The organism is Hominibacterium faecale (assembly GCF_020734085.1).
In the GTDB taxonomy this organism is placed as follows: Bacteria; Bacillota; Clostridia; order Peptostreptococcales; family Anaerovoracaceae; genus Hominibacterium; species Hominibacterium faecale.
In genome coordinates this window covers 12047-27900 of sequence record NZ_JAJAGH010000007.1, presented here as the reverse complement: position 1 = coordinate 27900, position 15854 = coordinate 12047, and the positions used below count along the sequence as shown (strand labels likewise).

Genomic DNA, 15854 nt, shown 5'->3' with positions numbered 1-15854 from the left:
GAGGTGCGGCTATGGGAGGTCTCAGCTGGATCAGCGATGAATGGATCAAGTTCTTTGAAGTCAGTTATGATGGAATCATTATCGCTGACGGAGAGGGACGCATCGTATATATCAATCCGGCCAGCGAACGTTTGGAAGAGGTGGATAAAGACTATATTGTAGGCAGGCTGGCCCGAGACTTGGAGGAAGAAGGAATTTATGAAGTCTCTGTAACAGTAAAAACTCTCAGAGAGAGAAAACCAGTCAGCCTCATGCAGTATAAAGGCGGCAAACAGCTGGTAATTACGGGCATACCCATCTTCGAGGATGAAGAAATCAAATGGGTTTACATCAATGAGCGAGATGTTACGGAGCTGAACAAGATTAAACGTGACAGCGAGGAAGTGAAAGCCATCGCTGAAAAATACAAGCGGCAGCTGGAAGAACTGCAGGTTCGGGAAGAGGCAAAATCAGAAATGATTGCAGGAAGCAAGGCTATGGAAAAGACGGCTGCACTGCTGGAACGAATCGCACCTACAGATATTCTGGTTCTGATCGAAGGGGAATCGGGTACGGGAAAAGACGTCCATGCGAGATGGATTCACAGACATAGCCTGAGAAAGGAAAAGCCCTTTGTAAAGATCGACTGCGGCGCCTTGTCGGAAACCTTGCTGGAGTCCGAGCTTTTCGGATATACGAAGGGTGCATTTACTGGCGCCAGTACAACTGGCAAAAAAGGTCTTGTGGAGGCGGCCGACGGCGGTACGCTGTTTCTGGATGAGATTGGAGAAGTGCCTCTGGGACTGCAAGTCAAGCTGCTGCGGCTGATTCAAGACAAAGTATTCGTCCCGGTGGGCAGTGTGGAAGAAAAAACGGTGGATATTCGTATTATCGCCGCTACCAATCGCAATTTGAAAGAGATGATCGAAGAAGGGACCTTTCGCGAGGATTTGTATTATCGGCTGAATGTGGTGCCGGTCAAACTGCCGCCCTTGCGGGAACGGAAAGAAGATCTCTTTTACCTGATCGAATACTTTCTTCAAAAATATAATAAAAAATACGGATTTCACAAGAAAATACAAAACAAGGCTATCAGCAGACTCTGTGATTACAACTGGCCGGGCAATATCCGGGAGCTGTCCAACGTGATGGAGCGTTTGCTGGTAGTTGTACCGAAAGCTGCCATCGATGCCGGCGATGTGGAAACGGTCATCGGCTGCCGGGGCGAAGAAGTAATACGGACAGATGATGATGAAGAAAAGTGCTATGATGAGGCTTTCGGGGAGTTTGAACATTATTACCTGAAACGTATGATCCAAGTCTGTAAAACCAATGGAGAGCTGGCGCAAAAAACCGGACTTTCTGCCAGTACCCTCAAAAGAAAACTGAGAAAATATGGGCTCAGGGCGAAAGATAGGACCAAAAATGAGCCATAGGGCCAAAAATGGACCAAAAACAAAGAAAGGCTGACGCCCTGTAGTTTACAGAAAAAACTGAAAATGCCGCAAAAAAGAGGACCAATTCTGGCCCTCTTTTTTTGAGCGTTACCTCCAGGCAAGATAAAAACGTTGAAATTTCAGGGATTGTTTCGTTGGCACGGGAATTGCGCTTATCAAGAGTAACGCAACATCGATTTGAAAGGAGATAAGAGCATGATCGAGAAAAACAAACAATTTGTAATGGATTGGATCAAAGAGAGAAAGGATACCTTTTCAGAATGGCATTCGGAGATTTGGAATTATGGTGAGACTGCCTTTCGCGAATACCGGTCGGCTAAATGGTATGCGGAGCTTTTACGAAAAGAAGGATTTGAGGTGGAAGAGGGAAGCGGAGGCATGCCCACCGCATTCTGCGCAGCCTGGGATAACGGCGAAGGACCGGTCATCGGCGGCTATGCCGAATACGACGGAATACCGGGAAACTGCCAGGCCGCGGATACCGTAAAACGGCCGCGAGATGGGCTGAGTCCTTATGCCGGCGGTCACACAGATCCCCATTCCGTACTGGGGATGAGCAGTCTGGGCGGATTTCTGGCAGCCAAAGCAGCCATGGAAGCCTTTCATATTCCAGGCAAGCTGAAATTCTTCGGCGAACCGGCGGAAAAGCTGCGGGCATCCAAGCCGATTCACGCGGCGGCAGGATATTACGACGATCTGGATGCGGCCATCAGCTTCCATCCGTTCTATATGCTGCCTTTATGCAATACCACCAGATGGAACACCCATTGCGGCGTGGGATATGGAGTGATGTACACCTTCCGCTGCGATGAACCGGAAACTTGGATCTCTTCGCCGGATGATTCACCCATACCGGCGTCCCATTCGGCCACCAGATGTCCCGGCGCCACCGATGCGGTTCTGCAGATGTATACCATGTCCAAAATGTTCAAAGAGCACATGATATCCAACAATGTGGGCTGGTCTATGAACGAAACCATCACTACGCTGGGCCAGGCTACTGCAGATAATATTCCGGCACAGATCGGACAAATTCACTTCTTCATCCGCGTGCCGGACGTGGATATGGCTGAGACCGTGGTTCGCATCCTGGATCAGAACGCCCAGGCGGCGGCTCTGGCCACCCACTGCACGTGGGAAAAAGATTGGATCGCCAAATCCAGGCCAGGTCTGCCCAATCATGTTATGGCCGATCTGACTTACAAGAATTTGGAACTGGTCGGACCGCCGGCCTATAGCGAGGCTGCGAGGGAAAAGGCGAGGGAAATCCAAAAAAATCTGGGCTATGAACCTATGGAAGATCCCTTTATCGACGAAATACAGAATTTGATTACGCCTCAAGAATGCGAAGAAAAATTGAGAAAAGTTCTGCCTGAATGGCAGGAGAATTTCACTTCGGACGATTATACGGAATTCTGCTGGCACGCGCCGACCGTAAGGCTCTACATCGGCCGTCCGGCTCTAAAGCCGCCCCAGCCGGGAAGAGCTTATCCTGCATGGGTTATGAATGCCATGGGAGGAATTCCGGAATGCATCGATCCTACCTTTATGACTGCGTCCCAGACTATCGGCATGACTGTAGTCGATCTTCTGACAAAGCCGGAAAAACTGGAAGCTGCTCAGGAAGAGTTCCGGCAGCGGACAGGCGGAGGCGTGGGAGGCAGCAAATGGATTCCGTGTTTATGTGATTATAAGCCGCCGATTGATTTCAGATGGCCGGAGTATGTAACAACGCCGAGAGGAGAAAATCAGTGGTGGATTCCTGCAGAAGGAGATAAATAAAATGAAGGAGAAAAATATTAACATTGAAGTTGTCGTAATCAGTGTGATCATCGTGGCCGCCATCGCGGCCTCGCTGATCTTTAACCCCCAGGGAAGCCTGAAGGCGATCGATTCTCTATTTGGCTTTGTTTCCAAAGCTTTCGGTACGCCGCTGCTTTGGTTTTCTCTGGCTGCCACAATACTTTGTGCTTATCTGGCTTTCAGTAAAACGGGCCGCATCAAGCTGGGGGACGATAATCCGGATTTTTCACTGTTCAGTTATATCGGTATGATGATTTGCGCCGGACTGGCTTCGGCCAGCATTTATTTTTCGTTTATCGAATGGATTTACTTTTACTCCGCGCCTGCCCTGGGACTAGACCCCATGTCCACAGAAGCGGCTGAATGGGCGCCGGCCTACAGCTTCACCTATTGGGGCCTGATCAGCTGGCCGCCGTTTGTTCTGGCCGCACTGCCGGTAGCCATATCCTTTTATAAGAGAAAAAATTCCGGACTTAGATTCAGCGTGGTTTGTGAGGATTTGTTCGGTCTGAAAGAAAAATCGTTGATCGGCAAAATCATCGATATCCTCTTTGTCATTACCACTCTTGGCGGCATGAGTGTGACCCTGGGACTGGGCGTTCCGCTGATCGCATCCTTTATATCGTTCATTTTCGGCGTTTCTGATTCCTTTGCCCTGCAAGTGATCATCGTGATTGTAATCGCTGTCATTTTCTCCCTCAGCTCCTATATTGGACTGGAAAAGGGAATGAAAAAAATCAGCGACTTTAATATCTACATTGCCATCGCCTTTGTGGTATTCCTTTTGATCGCCGGGCCGACGATTTTTATTCTCAAATATACGACCAACGGCGCAGCGCTTGCGGTACAGAATTATCTTCACATTCTATTTTGGACCGACCCTGTCAATAACGGCGGATTCTCAGAAGCCTGGATCATTTTCTATATCTGCTTTGCGGTTGCATACGCACCGCTGATGGCCTTGTTCATCACCAGAATATCTAAGGGCAGGACGATCCGGGAAGCCATTTTAAGCACAGTGCTGGGAGGCAGTATTGGCTGCATGGTTCTCTTCGGCATCAACGGCGGCTTCGGGATGAATATGCAGCTGAACGGAAAAGCGGATTTGGTATCCCTTTTGAACGACCAGGGTGTGGGAAGCACGGTTATAACCATACTCTCCCAGCTGCCTATACCAGAAGTGATCAGCGCCAGCGTCTTTACTCTGATGCTGATCCTGTTTCTTGCCACGTCCCTGGATTCGGCCTCCTTTTCACTGGCTGCCGTGGTCACTACCAACCTGAAAGAAGGAGACAGCCCAAAACCGGCCTTCCGTCTGTTCTGGTGCGTGTTACTGGCATTGATCCCATTGGCGCTGATGTTTGCAGGCGCGCCGCTGTCAGCCATACAGACGGTATGCCTGGCTACCGCCATCCCCTTTGCTTTCGTGATCATTCTCTTTGCCGTCAAATCTTTAAAATGGTTTAAAGAGGAAGCTCGTCTGTTGGACCGAAAAGAGGACTAAAACCGGCCGTTTATTTTCCCAGCAGCCCCTTATCCTGCAGGATCTGCCTGGTGATTTCCATGGCATGACTACCGGAAGCGCCGTCTTTCGCCTGAACGTTAGCTGCAAAGAAGTACGCGGTTTGTCCGCTGTCCAGCCAGCCGACGAACCAGCCGTTGACCAGGCGGCCATTCACGCTTCCGGTGCCGGTCTTACCAAAGACATTATCAGAGATGTGAAGGGCATTTTTGACGGCGGAAATATTCTGAGGATCAAAGTTCCATTTGTTTTCGTATAACGCTTGCAGCAGCTGGACTTGTTCCAGGGGCGAGACGGCGAGGGAGGCTTCCAGCCAGCTATCTTCAATGCCAGATGACAGATCTTCATTGCCATAGGAGATGGAGCTGATAAATTTCTGCAAGTTTTCCTTTCCGGCCATCCGGTCCAGCCGCTGGAAATACCAGTTGACGGAACTTTTCATGGCGCTGTCCAAAGTCTGATCCCGATTCCATTCTTCAAAGGGGTAGTCCGTTCCGTCCCATTTCAATTCCGACCGATCTCTGGTGATAGCACCCGATTCCAGAGCCAGAAGGCCGCTGTAGATCTTGTAAGTGGAGTCGGGAGATACCCGGGTGCGGGCAGCCTTTTCGTTATAAATCGTATACCGGTTGTCAGATTGATCGAAGAGGACAAAAGAGCCTTCCATGTTCTGAAAATATGGGGATAAATCTTCGTGGGAAATGGGCAGCTTTTGGTCCGGATGGTAAGTCGAATCCGCCAATGCCCATACCGACGGAACACAAAAGACCGTAAGACACAAAAATAGGCCAAGTAAAATACGGCTGATCCGCTTACCGGCTGCTGATTCCTGACGGTGATCTGCAATCTGCAGGATTCGGCGGCGAATACTGCCGCTGTCTGCCAATGCCAGGGCAGCAGGATGGCTTTTGTGGGCACAATTTAAGATGGCCCGCCCGTAGAGGACCGCCTCATGTTGTTCCAGCAGTTCCAAGACCAGGTCATCACAGGCCATTTCCCGGTCCAAGGCGATTCGCTGAAAGGACAGATGTACCATGGGGTTAAACCAAAAGACAGCCTTAAAACAAGTCACCAGCAGGTTGGTAAGGGGGTCCCGGTAACGGTGGTGGGCCAGTTCATGGAGCAGCACATATTTCAGTTCGCGGCAGCCATAATCATTGGGAAGCATGACATGAGGCCGTAAAATACCCAGTGCGGACGGAGTCCGGCATAACGGCGAACTGGAAAGCGTTACAGTACGCCTGATCCCCGCCTGTTTTTTGCACTCATAAAAAAGGGCCAGCTGGGAAGCATCCTGAACAGCAGCGGCAGAGTGTAAAAACCTTCGACTGAGCCAGAGTTGGTAAACGATCTTACTGAACATAAAAAGCGCGCCCGCTGCCCAAACAAGAAGCAGCAGCAGGATCAACATCTGCGGCACCCCTTGATGGATATCGACGGCCAAATCCCGGACCGTTTCCATCCCGGAGGATGGTGCCACTGAAGGATCGATGCTGATCGAACCTGCAGCTGATGCAAGGCCGGTTCTTTGCGGCAGCAAATCCCCTGCGCTGAAGGGGAGAAACGGCGCCGTGCAGACGGCCGGCAGGACCAGCCAAAGTCGATATTGTCCCCGGGGTGAGAGCTGCTTGGAAAACAGGCGCTTTACCAGCAGAAGGGAGGCCAGCAGCAAGGCCAGGATTAAGGAATAGATCAATCCATAGAAGAACCATTCAGTCATTGGTTTTTCCCTTTCCATCGAGGATCGCTTTCAGCTCTTCAATTTCTGCTGGCGACAGCTGATCCTCTTTTACAAAATTGAGCACCATGGAATTGAGATCGCCTCCGTAAAACCGATCCAGAAATTTGCGGCTGGCGCCGGCGCGGTATTCATCTTCCATGACCAGCGGTATGTAAATAAAAACACGGCCTTGTTTTTCATTGGACAAGGCTCCTTTTTTCACCAGACGCAGCAGCATGGTCTGGATTGTTTTCGGGCTCCAGCTGCTAACGGCCGCCAGCTTTTCTACCACCTGGCTGGTGCTGATGGGAGCGTGGGCCCATACCACTTTCATGACTTCGTATTCCGCTTCGGAAATCTGAGGCAGTTTTTTCATTGGCATCTCCTTTGACTTACAAATGTAATATAAAGATTATAGAAAAGAAAAAGGGGCCTGTCAAGGGACTCTGTGGTATAATGCCAGTATGAATAGAAAGAAAACGGACAGGGATTTGTATTACCTGGTCACAAGAGGGACGGGAATTGTGGTGTGCGCCGCGTCCCTGGCATTATTCCTATATCTTCTTCGAATCCTGACGGTTCACGGGCCGGATCTGACACTGGCAGGCTTTTTTTTGGTGCCTATGATCACCTTTGTGATCGGCCTGCTGCTCATAAAACTTTCCAATGTGGAAACAATAGAACCCAGTAAGAAGGAGGCCAAGCCAATGGTGCGAAAGATCGGCATCCTGTCTGATACTCACGGACTGCTCAGACAGGAAGTACTTAGAATCCTTGCTAATTGCGATGCGGTGATTCACGCCGGAGATATTGGACGGGAGGAAATTCTGCGGGAACTGGGGGCCTGCGCGCCTCTTTATGCTGTGCGGGGAAACAATGATCGAGAAGACTGGGCAAAGGAACTGGATGAACGCATCTGTGTCGAGCTGGGAGGAATTCGATTTTTCGTTGTCCACGAAAAACGATTCGTTCCCAAAGATCTCCATGATACGGATGTGGTTGTCTTTGGACACTCTCATCAATATTTCTGTGAAACAAAGGACGACGTCTTGTGGCTCAATCCCGGCAGCTGCGGCAGACGGCGCTTTTCCCTGCCAGTGACGATGGCAGTGCTGGAAATTGGGGATAATGGGTTTGAAGTGGTTAAGTATACCATTTCGTAGGTGCTGCGGGTTTGCGGCTGCGGCGGCTGTCGGCAGGAAAGTATCAGCAAAAGCATTTTCAGCAGTGGCTTCTGATAGTTTGACGGCCTTTTGACTTGATGCGGGAGTGTCTGCGGCAAAGAAATATCGGAAGCAGACGTTAAAAACGTTCTCTTACAGATACTTTTTTGGTGGAAATGTAAGGTTTAGGAATCTTTGTAGTTGATTTTGATACTTTTGCTGCCGTCCGACTCGGCCCAGGCGTTTATGAGAGTAAAAAGCATCAAAATCCGATGGTTTTAGATGAAAGTTTGATATTACACCGAAAGCGGACTCCGGCAAATGCGGGTTCGAACCGGGCCGCAGGTTTGGGATAGCGCTCAATGAGCCGCTGATTTGGGGACTGGAGCGATAATTTTCGGCCGGATTGGAGACCATGGCAAGACTGGGGCCCGCTTACTGATTGAACAGAAAGGAAGGCAGCGATGAAAATCGACCGGCTGATCGGAATTCTATCGATCCTGCTGCAGCAGGATCGGGTGACAGCACCGTATCTGGCGGATAAATTCGAGGTGTCCCGCAGGACCATCAATCGGGATATTGAGGCGCTCTGCAAAGCGGGGATTCCGGTGACGACTTCCCAGGGAAAAAACGGCGGCATCTCCATCATGGAAGGATATAAGGTGGATCGGACGCTGCTCACATCTAAAGAAATGCAGTCCATTCTTACTGGCCTGCGCAGCCTGGACAGCATTTCAGGAACCAACCGTTATCAACAGCTGATGGATAAGCTTTCGGCCGGAAACAACGTCTGCTCGGCGGACGGAAATATTGTCATCGATCTATCCTCCTACTACAAATCCTCCCTTGCGCCCAAAATCGAGCTGATTCAAAAGGCGATTGAGGAACACAGGCTAATCACCTTCACCTACTATTCGGCAAAGGGAGAGAGCCGACGGGAAATTGAACCTTATCTGCTGGTATTCCAATGGACTTCCTGGTATGTATGGGGCTACTGCCTCAAACGCCAGGACTTCCGGCTTTTCAAGCTAAATCGCATGCTCAGTCCAAAGGGATCGGAAAAGCAGTTTGAACCCAGGGAGAGGCCGCCTTATCAGGTAGCGCCAGAAGAAGCGTATCCGCCCAAAATCGATGTAGAGGTCCTCTTTGACCCTTCCGCCAAATGGAGGCTGATAGAAGAGTTTGGGCCGGAGAGCTTTATACGGACAGACGACGGCAACCTGCTATTCCGATTTGGATTTGCGGATCGGGAGAATCTATTCAGCTGGCTTCTCAGCTTCAGCGGCCAGGCACAGCTGCGAAAACCGGATTACCTGCGGGAGGAACTGGGCCTGCTCCTTGAGAAAATGGCCTGCCAATATCGGAATGATGACATATAGATGTCATGTTTATCATGATAAGATGGGGTAAACAGGATAAAGGAGAAATAGAAAAATGGCTTCGAATTTGGATTATGTCGAATATGTCTGCGAACAGCTGGCAGGAGCAGGAACCATCACATATAAGAAGATGTTCGGTGAATACGGACTCTATTGCGATGGTAAGTTTTTTGCCTCTGTGGAGGATGATCAGCTTTATGTAAAAATGACCAAAGCAGGGGAAGCGCTGATGCCCGACCCAGTGATCGCTGAGCCCCATGAGGGCGCCCGGGCTTATCTGATCGAAGATCTGGATGATCGGGAATTTCTGACCGAATTGACGTTAAAAACCTGCGGGGAACTGCCGGACAAGCCGAAAAAACTGGATTACAAAAAAGAATACAAAGATTTATATATGCCGAAAACAAAGCCTGCCGTTATACAGGTGCCAGAGATGATCTTTATCATGGTGGACGGCAAGGGGGATCCCAATACCAGCGCGGAGTACAAGAACGCGATCGAAATCCTTTACGGGCTCTCTTATTCCATCAAGATGAGCAAAATGGGCGGCAATGCGCCGGAGGGCTACTTTGAATATGTGGTGCCGCCGCTGGAAGGCTTGTGGTGGCTGGACAAGGGATACTTTGACGGAAAAGCGATTGGAAACAAGGATGAATTTCAATGGACCTCCATGATCCGGCAGCCGGAGTTTGTTACGGAGGACGTCTTTGAAGAGGCAAAAGCGGCGCTGGCGAAAAAGAAGCCGCAGCTGGATTTGTCAGCGGCCCGCTATACCATCTGGGAGGAAGGTCTGTGCGCCCAGGTGATGCACAAGGGTTCCTATGATGATGAGCCGGCAACCATCGAGAAACTGGAACAGTTCATCGAAGACTCCGGCTATGCATCCGATATTTCCCATGAACGCTGGCATCATGAAATTTATCTTTCCGACCCTAGAAAGGCGGCGGCAAAGAATCTGAAAACTGTGATCCGTCATCCAATCAGGAGGAATGTATAATGGAATTTAAAACACTGACACTGGACAATTTGGAACAAGAGCACATTTGTTGTGCGATTTCTGACAAAAAAGGGGAGAACTGTGTTTCCTCCAAGAAGGCCTGGCTGAAGGACCGTATTGAGGAAGGGCTGGTTTTCAATAAACTGGATGTGAGGGGAAAGGTTTTTATCGAATACCTGCCGCTGGAATATGCCTGGGTACCAATCACCGGCGATGGATATATGTACATCGATTGCCTGTGGGTGTCGGGGAAATATAAAGGGCAGGGCTATGGCGACCAGCTTTTGGAACAGTGCATAGAGGACAGCCGAAAAAAAGGAATGAAAGGATTGTGCGCCCTTTCATCCAAGAAGAAAATGCCCTTTTTATCCGACCCCAAGTATTTGAAATACAAGGGATTTCAAGTGGCGGACAAGGCTGAGCCGTATTTTGAACTGCTTTACCTGCCCTTTGAAGAGGGCGGTGAGGCTCCCAGATTTCGGGATTGCGCCAAGGACGGGAGAATTGAGGAAAAGGGCTGGGTGCTTTATTATACCAATCAATGCCCTCATACGGAAAAATACGCGCCGCTGATTGCCCAGCAGGCAGATGCTGCGGGAGTTCCTTTCAAGCTGATTAAAATCCAGGATCGGCAGCAGGCACAGAATGCGCCCGCTCCTTTTACGACCTACAGCATGTTCCACGATGGAGTTTTTGTTACGAATGAAATTTTGTCGGAAAAGAAATTTGAAAAGCTTTTAACCGATTTTTAATAAAAAACGGTGAAATTATGGATATTATATGGTATAATGCATTTAGTAAAAGGGTATGAGGAGGAGCCATATGAGAATCCAGGAAATGATTGAGAAAAAGAAGGAGCGGGGATATACGTACGCGCAGATTGCAGAATTATCGGGTGTTCCCCTTGGTACGGTACAGAAAATCTTCGGCGGGGAAACGAAAAACCCCAGATATGATACGCTCCAGGCTTTAGAACGTGTCTTTAAGGAACAGATGGTGGTGATGGAATCCTCTGTTGCGTATCAGGTGAATCGAAAGCCGGGCGAGTATACGGTCGATGATTACCGGGCGCTGCCGGAGGATCAGCGGGTGGAACTGATCGACGGATATTTTTATGACATGGCTGCGCCGACGACCTTTCACCAGCTGATGGCGGGAGAACTGTATCGGCAGATTTCCAACTTTATCCTTGATGAAGACGGAGACTGCATACCGTTCATTTCACCGGTGGATGTGCAGCTGGATAATGATGGAAAGACCATGATCCAGCCGGATGTGGTAATTGTGTGCGACCGTGACAAGATCGTAAGGCGAAACATTATGGGCGCGCCGGACTTTGTACTGGAGGTTGTTTCCCCGGGGACCAAGCGGCGGGATTATATCACCAAGCTTTCTAAATATGAAAGCGCGGGCGTGCGGGAATACTGGATCGTAGACCCGTACCAGGGAAGGATCATGGTTTACTTTTTCCAGGATGAGAATTTGCCGATTATTTATCCCATTGATGCCGATATTCCTGTGAAGCTTTATGATGGAAAACTGGTACTGCATTTTCAGAGAATCGCAACGTGGGCAAGGGAGGAAGTGTAATCGTCTTCTGCTTATCCCATCGCAAGTATGGTGAATATACCGTTGGTATTGGCGGCTTCGGGCAGCGTGGCACGGCTGCGATTAAAAATCATATTGACAAGTGCAAACCCTATTTGCTATGATAAGGACGAAATTAAAACTAGGATTGGATTTCTTCTAGAAGAGTGATCTCTACCGGCGGTACAGCCCGCGAGCGCAAGCCAATTCGGTTAAATCCCGAAGCCGACAGTAAAGTCTGGATGAGAGAAGAAAGCAGAAAAGATGCTTTCTTTTAGTACTCAAATATCGAAGAATTATAAGAGAAGGCATCGAAGAGATGTCTTTTTTTGTTGTGTAAGGAGGATTTTATGACACAAGAATCATTACAAAGAAAAGTAGGAATCCCGGGAATCGCAGCCATCATGCTTATCAGCAGCCTGACGGTAATGGTCGGAAACGCCATTACACCGGCTCTGCCGGAATTGGGCAGCGTCTACGGCCTGGGAAATTATGCGTCCTGGCTGGTTACAGCACCTGCTCTGGGAGTAGTGGCCACGGCCATTGTTTTTGGTAAGCTGATCGATAAAATAGGACCTTATTGGGTGGCGTTGATGGGGCTTTTATTTTACGGCCTCTTTGGTGTAGGCGGCGCTTTTATGCCCACCGCTCTTGCCATTTTCATCGACCGCTTTCTTCTGGGCGCGGCTACGGCAGCGATCATGAACGCCAGCGTAGCGCTGATCGCCGCCTTTTTCCAGGGGGAAAAACAGCTGAAGATGATTGCCATGCAAGGTATGTCCATGGAGTTCGGCGGCGTGATCTTTCTCAGCATCAGCGGCGTTCTGGCGGACGTTTCCTGGCGCAGCCCGTTTTTCATTTATGGCTTGGGTTTTCTGGCCCTGCTCATGCTGCTGCTCTTTATTCCCAAAGGCGGCCAGGCGGCAGCAGACAGCGATGCCCAGGAAGAAGCAGGCGCTTGGGAAAAGCAGGGCGTTCCTCTGGGACTGGTGCTTTTGATTGCTTTTCTCGGCATGCTGATGTTTTTTACGGCCATGGTCTCGCTGCCTATCCATTTGCAGACAAACCTGGGTTACAGTCCCTCCTTTACAGGCTATTATCTGGCCGCTTTGGACCTGGTAGCCGTACTGGCAGCCGGATTCATGCCTAAAATTGTCAGCCGCTTTCAGCCCAAAGGATGCCTGTTTGCAGCGTTCTGCTTTTACGGAATCGCCTTCCTTTTGTATTTCCTTTCGGGGACAGCTGTCGTGCTTTGGATCGCCGTCTTTTTTGCCGGAATGGGATTCGGTTTTTCCACACCGTTGTTCAATAGTCTGGTAGTGAACAAAAGCACGCCGGAAAAGAAAGGTACCAACATCAGCTTCTGCACCATGGCCATGTTTTTGGGACAGTTCCTGTCTGCGCTGCTGGTGTCGGCAGTTGCCGGCAGCAAATTGTTCCTGGTGGCAGGACTGCTGGCTCTAGTTATTGCTGCGTGTATTCTGCCGGTGGCGGGAAAATATGCCCGAAAGCCGGGATCATCCAAATCTGAGGAAAGGGCCTGCTGAATTCACTGGATGGCATGCTTCTTGCGTAATATATTTTGTAAACAAACAATGAAAGGCAGGTGCATCCATTATGAATCAGCAGATATTCGTTCTTCTCTTTTCCAGTCTACTGTCCTGCGTAGTGATCGTTTTGACGGTGAAAGCGTTTGTGAAAGGAATGCGGAGCTTAAACCAGGAGCAGGAACGGGAATACTGGAATTTGTTCTGCAAAGTAAAAACGGTCAATCTCATAGGAGTGACCGTCATGTGCGGAGCGTTTATCGCTGCCGCGGCAGCATCTGAGAGGTCGGTGCCAATCACGCTTCTCATGCTGCTTTTGGTAATTATTATGATGTTGATTCCCAAAATCATCATTCAATCCATCTGGCGCTGCCCCCACTGTGGAAACGGGCTGGAACTGGGCAGCAACCGGGGAATCAATGTGAAACTGGTCGCTCAGTGTCCATCCTGCAAAAAGGTTTTGTGCAAGGCACAGTATGAGCGGGAACGGTGAGAAAACTCTGCGGGCTGCCGGCAATCCTTGTTCAAGGGCGCCGGACAGCCCGCATGATGACTACAGCTGTCTATTTGCTTTTCTCTTTCAGCAGTCTGGTTCTGGTTACCATCTGGTCGCGCCACTTGAGGTACTCTTCGTGGCTCTTTCCTTCCATAATCGGAGTAAAGCCGGAGACGCACTTGTCGATGAACGCTTGATCGTAATCGCAGACTTTCTCCTGCTCTTCGGTAAAGAAATGGATCATATAGTCTTTATACTTTTCCAGACCTTCCCGCAAATTGGCCGAATTCAATTCTTCCACCCCATAAGGACCGGTGAACGCCCACCGCAGGCCCAAGCCGTCCGTCAGAGCACGTTCAACAGCTTCCACATTGCAGATATCTTCTTTTACCAGATATAAAGCTTCCTGAATCAGGGACAGCTGGATGCGGTTGAGCACATAACCGTAAACTTCTTTACATTGAATCGGCTTTTGGCCGATGGACTCCATGAAAGCAAAGACCTGATCTTTGATCTCCTGAGAAGCCGCATCGCCGGAGATTTCCATAAAAGGAATCAGGTGAGGCGGATTGGTGGGATGGGCGACGATGCACCGCTCTTTGTGGTTTTTCACATTGGCGGCGATGTCGGATATTTTCAGGCCCGAACAGCTGGAACCGATGGCCACATCGGCAGGGGCCAGCTCGGTCAGTTTGACAAAGATATCCTGCTTTAAGGGAAGGTCCTCCCACATGCATTCCTGAATATAGTCTGCGGAAGCGACTGCCTCTTCCAGCGAATCGGTGGTGTGGATCCGATTGAGGGATTCTTCAATCTCCCGTTCTTCGATCATACCTTCATCTGCAAGGAATTTCAGCGCTTGGCCCATTCGTTCTTTTACGCTGTCCAGAGTAGGGGATTTGCGGTTGTACATATAAGTTTCCAAGCCATTTCTGGCAAATACCACACCCCAGCTGTAGCCGATAAATCCGCAGCCGATGACAGCCACCTTTTTAAATGTTTTTTTCTTCATACTTCACCTCATTTTGTTCCTTTTAACCATCCGGGACGGCTGTATGCCGGATCCGGATATTCATAAAATCCTCTGCCTGTCTTTTCGCCGAGCCTTCCCTGCTCGATCATCTCACGGAGAGCGCGGGGCGGCAGATCGTCGGGATCTTTACTTTCGTCATAATATGTTAGCTCGATCTGTTCCACGATGTCAAGTCCCACCTTATCCATGAGGCCGAAAGGTCCGTGGGGCGTGCCCCATTCCAGCATCCAGGCCCTGTCAAAATCTTCAGGTGTGATATATCCTTCAGACCAAAGCTTCAGGCTCTCTTTTTTGATGGCCCTCCAGACCCGGTTGAGGGAAAAGCCTTTGATCTCCTTCTTGGTAATGATGGGAACATTCTCCTGGGCGGTGAGAAAAGCAATGGCCGCTTCCCTGGTTTCTTCGGAAGTATTGTCATTCCACATAACTTCCACCAGATCATCCGTGGTAGGCGTCATAAAATTGATATTAAAGGTCTTGTCCTTGCGGGCGACAAAGGAGCCGATATCAGACGCTTTGAGAGAGGAGCTGTTGGTGGTCAGGAGCGTTGCGGCAGGTGCGGCCTGGTCCAGTTCCTTCCATACCTTCTGCTTTAAGGACAAAACTTCTGGGACGTTTTCTATGATAATGTCGCAGTCCCTGAGCGCTTCCTCGAGATTGGAAGTTGTGCGCATACTGCTGAAAGCTGTGGCAGCCATGTCCGGCGACAGCCGTTCTTCATCCACCCAGTCTCCAAACCAGCCCTTGATCTTTGCCATTGCATTTGAGAGCTGTTCTTCCGATAAATCATAAAGACAAACCTTTCTTCCAAAGGCGGCGCTGCGAAATGCAAGCATGGAGCCTTGGGTTCCGGAACCGACGATGGTGACATTTTGCGGTAATTTCGACATATTCAATCCTCCTTAGTAAAATTTGATTAATAGCGTTTTATAACCAATTAATTAAAGATGCAAAAACAATGCCAGAAAGACCGGAGTCGGACTAAAGAAAGAAGGCGGGCAAACAAAAGCAATTTCAGGCTGGTCAAGGAAAGCCTTCCACGTAAAAGGAGAGCGGAATCGCAGGGTTTAATCATTTTTCGCTATTTAGTTAAAAGTGATTAGAAGCACCAGCCCTTGAAAAAAAGCGGGCCGGGGTGACAGCTGGGCGAATTAGTCAGATTTGATTAGAA

Annotated in this window: 14 protein-coding genes and 1 riboswitch; of the genes, 10 read left to right on the top strand and 4 right to left on the bottom strand. The window is 49.6% G+C overall.

What is annotated here, in order from left to right; genetic code table 11:
• Positions 1-11: 11 nt before the first annotated feature.
• The 3 genes from LG211_RS09820 to LG211_RS09810 all read left to right on the top strand — a co-directional run bounded on the left by LG211_RS09820 (position 12) and on the right by LG211_RS09810 (position 4743).
• Positions 12-1415, top strand: coding sequence for a sigma-54 interaction domain-containing protein (locus tag LG211_RS09820; protein WP_148396521.1), 1404 nt, complete (start codon positions 12-14; stop codon positions 1413-1415).
• 216 nt (positions 1416-1631) lie between these two features.
• The gene (locus LG211_RS09815; protein WP_253019874.1) at positions 1632-3218 is read left to right on the top strand and encodes a zinc-binding metallopeptidase family protein; all 1587 of its coding nucleotides are present in this window, start codon (positions 1632-1634) and stop codon (positions 3216-3218) included.
• Between the two features lies 1 nt (position 3219).
• Complete coding sequence (locus LG211_RS09810) at positions 3220-4743, top strand: BCCT family transporter (protein WP_269477400.1); 1524 nt, start codon at positions 3220-3222, stop codon at positions 4741-4743.
• A 10-nt stretch (positions 4744-4753) separates the two neighbouring features.
• Here LG211_RS09810 and LG211_RS09805 read toward each other — a convergent pair whose 3' ends face one another.
• A complete protein-coding gene (locus tag LG211_RS09805; RefSeq protein WP_269477399.1) occupies positions 4754-6481 on the bottom strand; it encodes a BlaR1 family beta-lactam sensor/signal transducer in 1728 nt (575 codons plus the stop codon).
• Entirely contained in the window at positions 6474-6857 is a 384-nt protein-coding gene (locus LG211_RS09800; protein ID WP_253019871.1) for a BlaI/MecI/CopY family transcriptional regulator, read from the bottom strand. Before LG211_RS09800 ends, LG211_RS09805 begins: the two co-directional genes overlap by 8 nt.
• A gap of 88 nt (positions 6858-6945) precedes the next feature.
• Between LG211_RS09800 and LG211_RS09795 the strand changes: the two genes are divergently transcribed.
• The 7 genes from LG211_RS09795 (at position 6946) to LG211_RS09760 (ending at position 13647) form a co-directional block, all read left to right on the top strand.
• Complete coding sequence (locus LG211_RS09795) at positions 6946-7644, top strand: metallophosphoesterase family protein (RefSeq protein WP_253019870.1); 699 nt, start codon at positions 6946-6948, stop codon at positions 7642-7644.
• 464 nt (positions 7645-8108) lie between these two features.
• Positions 8109-9023 carry a helix-turn-helix transcriptional regulator gene (locus LG211_RS09790; protein WP_253019869.1) on the top strand — a complete coding sequence of 305 codons (915 nt, stop codon included), beginning with the start codon at positions 8109-8111 and terminating at the stop codon, positions 9021-9023.
• Positions 9024-9078: 55 nt separating this feature from the next.
• On the top strand, positions 9079-10020 hold the full coding sequence (locus LG211_RS20235) for a GyrI-like domain-containing protein (protein ID WP_336246055.1): 942 nt from the start codon (positions 9079-9081) through the stop codon (positions 10018-10020).
• A complete protein-coding gene (locus LG211_RS09775) occupies positions 10020-10772 on the top strand; it encodes a GNAT family N-acetyltransferase (protein WP_148396535.1) in 753 nt (250 codons plus the stop codon). The genes LG211_RS20235 and LG211_RS09775 overlap by 1 nt, the downstream gene beginning before the upstream one ends.
• Positions 10773-10842: 70 nt before the next feature.
• Positions 10843-11610, top strand: a complete 768-nt coding sequence (locus LG211_RS09770) for a Uma2 family endonuclease (protein ID WP_269477398.1) — start codon at positions 10843-10845, stop codon at positions 11608-11610.
• A gap of 147 nt (positions 11611-11757) precedes the next feature.
• Positions 11758-11865, top strand: a riboswitch (FMN riboswitch).
• Between the two features lie 92 nt (positions 11866-11957).
• Positions 11958-13154, top strand: coding sequence for an MFS transporter (locus LG211_RS09765; protein WP_269477397.1), 1197 nt, complete (start codon positions 11958-11960; stop codon positions 13152-13154).
• A gap of 70 nt (positions 13155-13224) precedes the next feature.
• Positions 13225-13647 (top strand): Rcat domain-containing protein, encoded by a 423-nt coding sequence (locus tag LG211_RS09760; RefSeq protein WP_269477396.1) that lies wholly within the window; start codon positions 13225-13227, stop codon positions 13645-13647.
• Positions 13648-13717: 70 nt separating this feature from the next.
• Here the strand turns inward: LG211_RS09760 and LG211_RS09755 are convergent, their stop codons facing one another.
• Together LG211_RS09755 and LG211_RS09750 are read right to left on the bottom strand one after the other, a co-directional pair.
• Entirely contained in the window at positions 13718-14662 is a 945-nt protein-coding gene (locus LG211_RS09755) for a 3-hydroxyacyl-CoA dehydrogenase NAD-binding domain-containing protein (protein ID WP_148396542.1), read from the bottom strand.
• 8 nt (positions 14663-14670) lie between these two features.
• Positions 14671-15573, bottom strand: coding sequence for a 3-hydroxyacyl-CoA dehydrogenase family protein (locus LG211_RS09750; RefSeq protein WP_148396544.1), 903 nt, complete (start codon positions 15571-15573; stop codon positions 14671-14673).
• Between the last annotated feature and the right edge of the window lie 281 nt (positions 15574-15854).

Coding starts and splice junctions, on each gene's coding strand:
- LG211_RS09820 (WP_148396521.1), top strand. CDS start 12: ATGGGAGGTCTCAGCTGGATCAGCGATGAATGGATCAAGTTCTTTGAA.
- LG211_RS09815 (WP_253019874.1), top strand. CDS start 1,632: ATGATCGAGAAAAACAAACAATTTGTAATGGATTGGATCAAAGAGAGA.
- LG211_RS09810 (WP_269477400.1), top strand. CDS start 3,220: ATGAAGGAGAAAAATATTAACATTGAAGTTGTCGTAATCAGTGTGATC.
- LG211_RS09805 (WP_269477399.1), bottom strand. CDS start 6,481: ATGACTGAATGGTTCTTCTATGGATTGATCTATTCCTTAATCCTGGCC.
- LG211_RS09800 (WP_253019871.1), bottom strand. CDS start 6,857: ATGAAAAAACTGCCTCAGATTTCCGAAGCGGAATACGAAGTCATGAAA.
- LG211_RS09795 (WP_253019870.1), top strand. CDS start 6,946: ATGAATAGAAAGAAAACGGACAGGGATTTGTATTACCTGGTCACAAGA.
- LG211_RS09790 (WP_253019869.1), top strand. CDS start 8,109: ATGAAAATCGACCGGCTGATCGGAATTCTATCGATCCTGCTGCAGCAG.
- LG211_RS20235 (WP_336246055.1), top strand. CDS start 9,079: ATGGCTTCGAATTTGGATTATGTCGAATATGTCTGCGAACAGCTGGCA.
- LG211_RS09775 (WP_148396535.1), top strand. CDS start 10,020: ATGGAATTTAAAACACTGACACTGGACAATTTGGAACAAGAGCACATT.
- LG211_RS09770 (WP_269477398.1), top strand. CDS start 10,843: ATGAGAATCCAGGAAATGATTGAGAAAAAGAAGGAGCGGGGATATACG.
- LG211_RS09765 (WP_269477397.1), top strand. CDS start 11,958: ATGACACAAGAATCATTACAAAGAAAAGTAGGAATCCCGGGAATCGCA.
- LG211_RS09760 (WP_269477396.1), top strand. CDS start 13,225: ATGAATCAGCAGATATTCGTTCTTCTCTTTTCCAGTCTACTGTCCTGC.
- LG211_RS09755 (WP_148396542.1), bottom strand. CDS start 14,662: ATGAAGAAAAAAACATTTAAAAAGGTGGCTGTCATCGGCTGCGGATTT.
- LG211_RS09750 (WP_148396544.1), bottom strand. CDS start 15,573: ATGTCGAAATTACCGCAAAATGTCACCATCGTCGGTTCCGGAACCCAA.